This window comes from Paraburkholderia sp. NMBU_R16, from assembly GCF_013282575.1.
Taxonomy (GTDB): domain Bacteria; phylum Pseudomonadota; class Gammaproteobacteria; order Burkholderiales; family Burkholderiaceae; genus Trinickia.
Map to the genome: position 1 here is coordinate 1 of NZ_JAAAYE010000132.1, position 4,215 is coordinate 4,215.

Here is a 4,215-nt window from a genome sequence, read left to right on the forward strand (position 1 = left end):
CGCAAAGGCGACGGCGAGCCTGGCGTCAAGACCATCTGGCTAGGCATGCAGCGCGTGGTGGATTTTGCTGCTGGTATCAGATACGCGCGTGAGCTCGAGCAGCAGACTTGTGTGTAATGGAATGCGGTCAGGCACGTGGTTGGTCAATTGCGCGTCACCATACATATTCAGACGGAGCCCAGCAGGCAAAGGGTCGCGGCGTTCGAAGTGTAACCCTGATTTGAACCACACCCAATATCGATCAAAGTTGTCCCCTCTCCGTTATCGCGACAAAACGCGATCGCCAGCCTGATCAATCAATGAACCGCCTTGGTCAGACGCGGCGCATCAAAAAGGTTTAATTGCGTCCTCAACCAGCTGGATATGTACGCTGCCGAACAAAGCCCTTCGACGGCATAGGCTGGCCACATGATTATCAGAACCCATTTTCGTGAGGAACAAATCAATGTCGAGCATTCAACGCCACGCATCTCACGTCAACCGGTATTCCGAGGGTGCCGGCGACGCGCGGTCAGGCGCATCCTCTTCTCTCAGAATCGGTGGCTCACCGCCACCAAGTGGCCGTCGCCCATCTGGTGGCGGATCGAATAACTTGCTTCCATCCGTCCCTGGACCTGTCGCTTTGAGTCGCACTCGAGCGGGCGCAGAGATCGTGCGCCCACCACCCCGGTAAACACGCTACGTTCGTTCCTGGGGCGCGGCTCCCTGGCTCCATCGCATAAGAAAGCTCGTGTCATTGATTTGACGGACGCCCCCCAGACTACGCTGAGGGCTCTCGACTCTGAGCAGATCGAGATGATTGCCGCTGCGCTAAATCTCGACACAACGGGAACCACGCACCGCGCGAGGATCGAGGAGATACTTAACGATGTATTCAACCCGCTCGAGTGGATGGGGGAGTCGATATCTCCTGATGATCTGATATTTCATGAAACCCCCCGCACACGGGTTACCGAAATGGACGTTTTTCTCGATTATTGCCGTGAGCACGAAGACCCGGAGCTAGTTAAGGCCGCGGCGGTCTTCCGGAAGGCCATGGATCTGACCGTCATGCTACTCATTGGGAGTGCGGCAGATCAAAATGGCGAGAAAGATTTGAGGATTTATTTCGGGCCGACCGCTACGGGTGAGCATGCATGGCAGCACGTCTCGACTGTATTTGGCCGAGAAGGCCGCGTGTATCAGTCTATTCCCGGCCTAGTCAAGGTCGTAGCGCACTTCTTGGAGTGCTTTCCGGAATATCGCGTCCGTCACGCCGCCGGTTTCTCGCTGGGGGGCGGAGTGGTTCAGTCCTTCATGGCGCAGCTTGCTGCCGTGCATGAGCCGGTGCGCACCACTCCGATCGTCCTGGTTGATCCGCAACTGCTCAATCGTGCGCAGCGCTCAGCGTCCGGCCTAAGCGGCCTCCCACAGAACGCGCTCGCGGTCACGTTAAACTACAAGGGTCGCCCGCTCGATTCGCTGATGGACAAAATGGGTAAGTACAATTACTCGGCGCGTGGCTTGACTCAACTACGTCTCGGGTTGCCGGCCCAACTTTTTGGTCGTCCGCCAGTCGCAACGGGTATTTCCGGATACCATGCCATCCCAGACTATTATGAGCAAGCGGTCCAAACATTTACCCAAAAGGTATTGCCTGCAACCTATCGGTTACCCCGTCGTCTAGCGGCACCGAAGGATGAGCGTTTGGTATTTCGCCTTCTTCTGTCTATGCAGAAACGCCGAGCGTTGGAACAGAAGCGTCATTTGCTTCAGGAGGCTTCGGACGCTGGGCGTAGCGTGAACCAGGATCGAGTGCGTGCGATGGACGACCTCATCCAACGCTCAGCTGCCCGCGAGCAAGGGCTCAGCGTGCTGCGAGACATGAGGGGGCAGCTTGGGAAAACCACGAAGAATCAGGACGAGCGACTAACAGCGGAAAGGTACGCGAAGCGGCTCGCTGCGGTGGCGGCGACATTTCGCAGCAGAGCGCCGGACGACACAGAGCGAGAACTCCTTAAGATCCCGCAGGATGCCCATCAGGATTTCAAAGAGCACCGACTCGCAAAAGCCGATGGCCTATCAATCTTGGAACAGTCGAGAATGCTCTTGCGCAGAATGTAAACTTCAACTGATTGGGCTTTGTTCAGAAGGGTATGCGCCCATTTGGTTGCGGACGCAACTATGCATTTTTGAGGGCGTTGGTGCACGGATAGGCAAACGAAAGACGGGAGTAATAGAATCGCGGTCCGTCCTGCTGGAAGCCCAGGCATGGGTTGTGTCGCGATAACGAAGCGATGACGAGCAAGCGTACGCACAGCAAAATCACCTCCAGCGGATAATGCAGCCGCTTCAGCACGCTGCCCGCGCCGGTGGGTAACGTTGAGCGAGCGTTCTTCGTCTTTGCCATCATCGATGCCGTGCGTTTCCGTTCGACCGATTCTACTCGTCCTCGTTAATGCGACAGAGCCGCAGGTCGACTACTCCGCGTGTGACAGCCTTCAATCGCACATCACAAAGCTCTACAAGGATGCGGGGATACGCGGCGGATCGTCCCATTCGGGCCGACGCTCGTTCGCAAGTAACCTCGTTGAGCAAGGGCACGATATCGAGACAGTGCGGCAGCTTCTAGGCCATGCCGAACTGGACCACGTTTTGCCCTACTTGGCCGTGTCCGATAGAAGGCTCAGGCAGATGTTCTGCGACGTGCTATGAAGGCAGCGCGCCAAGAACTATTGCGATACAATAGGTCGTATTGAAACGCAAGAGATGGGGTGTGCAATGGCGGAAGCGTTGAAGACAGTGACGGCTCAACTGCCGGTGAATCTGGTGGCCCGCATGGACGACTTGGCGACGAAATTGGATCGCTCGAAGCAATGGATCGTTCGCAAGGCGGTAGTGGCTTACCTCGCCCGAGCGGAGCGTGAGCGTCAGATGATTCAAGAAGGCTTGGACGACGTGACTGCGGGCAGGCTGCTCTCGATGGACGCGATGGAGCGCTGGGCCGACAGCTTGGGCACCGATCATGAGCTTCCCTTGCCGAAGGTTGGTGAATGATGGCCGTCCCGGTCGTGTTCACCAGCAAGGCCGCGTCGGATCTGCTGACCATCTATGAGTTCGAAAAGATGCTCAACGGAGCGGTCAAGGCGCGTGAGACCGTGAAGGCGCTGAACGTCGAGGCAAAATCCTTGGGTGCCCAACTGCACCACCGCATCGGGGAGGAACTGGACGGTTGGGAGGGTCCCCCGGCCCGAGAGGTTCACAAGGACGTGTGCCTCCACGGGGACTATGAGATCCACTACGAGATCATCCCCGCCTACGAGCCGACTCCGACGAGCATTGCGATCCTTCGGGTGTGGGACACGCGGCAGGACCGCTGACGAAAGGGCCGACAGACCATTTTGCTGCTTCATTGCTGCCCGCTGTGGCGGGCAACCGTGAATCGACTGATGACACGCACTGGCCGCACGAGCGGCCTTTATTGCAGGTAGAGAGAATGACCGAAGCGAAGCGCAACAGGGGCCGTCCGGTGACAGGCAAGGCCATGAGTCCAACCGAGCGTGTGAAGGCCGCTGACGCCGCTCTGGTGGCATCTGGTGGGGTTGTGTCGCGATAACGGAGCCATGACGAGCAAGCGGCGATTCGCGTAGGAGTCCTTAGATAAGCAGCGAATAGAACTGCGCGGCGACCGTTCGAGTGGCGTGGTCACCCTTCATTTGGTCTTTGCGGATCATGTGCATGATCTCAATGCCGGCCAGGATGATGCGCGCGCACCGGAAATCCTTGAAGCCCATCATCGGTTTGATGATGCGTTTGATGGCACGATGGTCCTGCTCGATGAGGTTGTTCAGGTATTTATTCTGCCGTACCTTGATCGGTGTCTGCCGCTGGGCGTTGATCGCTTCGAGCGCGGCCAGATTGGCCCCGCTCTTATCGACGGTAATCGTTTCGGGCTCGCCGTTCTGGTCGATCGCCTTCTCGAAGTAACGGCGTGCGGCAAGCTTGTCACGATGGGCACGCAGCAGGAAATCGACCGTATTGCCTTGCTTGTCGACGGGTAAGCGGCTCGGTCAGACCGTTTCCCGATGCTGATTTTTCCAACGCATGACGGGCGCGTTTAGATTGACGGAGCCAGTCAGCCATGTCGAACGCAGGGGGCCGAGCCCATCCCCATCGCACGTACGCGCAAGAATTCAAGCAGCAGGTGATCAGAGAGACGTTGGAACCCGGCATGTC

The 4,215-nt window shown here is 57.7% G+C and carries 5 protein-coding genes and 2 pseudogenes; 5 read left to right on the forward strand and 2 right to left on the reverse strand.

Annotated elements, in window-relative coordinates:
• The coding region (locus GWC77_RS27050) for an IS4 family transposase (protein WP_173259959.1) at positions 1-117 on the forward strand (117 nt) is incomplete at its 5' end.
• A gap of 678 nt (positions 118-795) precedes the next feature.
• A complete protein-coding gene (locus GWC77_RS27055; RefSeq protein ID WP_173262377.1) occupies positions 796-2,103 on the forward strand; it encodes a hypothetical protein in 1,308 nt (435 codons plus the stop codon).
• Between the two features lie 160 nt (positions 2,104-2,263).
• On the opposite strand, the pseudogene GWC77_RS27060 reads toward GWC77_RS27055, so the two are convergent.
• A pseudogene (locus GWC77_RS27060) lies at positions 2,264-2,389 on the reverse strand (IS6 family transposase); the annotation flags it as partial.
• Positions 2,390-2,394: 5 nt separating this feature from the next.
• On the opposite strand from GWC77_RS27060, the gene GWC77_RS27065 reads away from it, so the two are divergent.
• From GWC77_RS27065 to GWC77_RS27075, 3 genes are all read left to right on the forward strand, one after another.
• Positions 2,395-2,694, forward strand: coding sequence for a tyrosine-type recombinase/integrase (locus tag GWC77_RS27065; RefSeq protein ID WP_254367208.1), 300 nt, complete (start codon positions 2,395-2,397; stop codon positions 2,692-2,694).
• A 66-nt stretch (positions 2,695-2,760) separates the two neighbouring features.
• A complete protein-coding gene (locus GWC77_RS27070; protein ID WP_094783063.1) occupies positions 2,761-3,036 on the forward strand; it encodes a CopG family ribbon-helix-helix protein in 276 nt (91 codons plus the stop codon).
• Complete coding sequence (locus GWC77_RS27075; RefSeq protein ID WP_254367209.1) at positions 3,033-3,359, forward strand: type II toxin-antitoxin system RelE/ParE family toxin; 327 nt, start codon at positions 3,033-3,035, stop codon at positions 3,357-3,359. Before GWC77_RS27070 ends, GWC77_RS27075 begins: the two co-directional genes overlap by 4 nt.
• A 276-nt stretch (positions 3,360-3,635) precedes the next feature.
• On the opposite strand, the pseudogene GWC77_RS27080 reads toward GWC77_RS27075, so the two are convergent.
• Positions 3,636-4,034, reverse strand: a pseudogene (locus GWC77_RS27080) (transposase); the annotation flags it as partial.
• Positions 4,035-4,215: the final 181 nt, after the last annotated feature.

What these genes read in the sequence shown, in the direction of transcription:
- GWC77_RS27055 (WP_173262377.1), top strand. Translation starts at nt 796, where the DNA reads ATGATTGCCGCTGCGCTAAATCTCGACACAACGGGAACCACGCACCGC.
- GWC77_RS27065 (WP_254367208.1), top strand. Translation starts at nt 2,395, where the DNA reads ATGCCGTGCGTTTCCGTTCGACCGATTCTACTCGTCCTCGTTAATGCG.
- GWC77_RS27070 (WP_094783063.1), top strand. Translation starts at nt 2,761, where the DNA reads ATGGCGGAAGCGTTGAAGACAGTGACGGCTCAACTGCCGGTGAATCTG.
- GWC77_RS27075 (WP_254367209.1), top strand. Translation starts at nt 3,033, where the DNA reads ATGATGGCCGTCCCGGTCGTGTTCACCAGCAAGGCCGCGTCGGATCTG.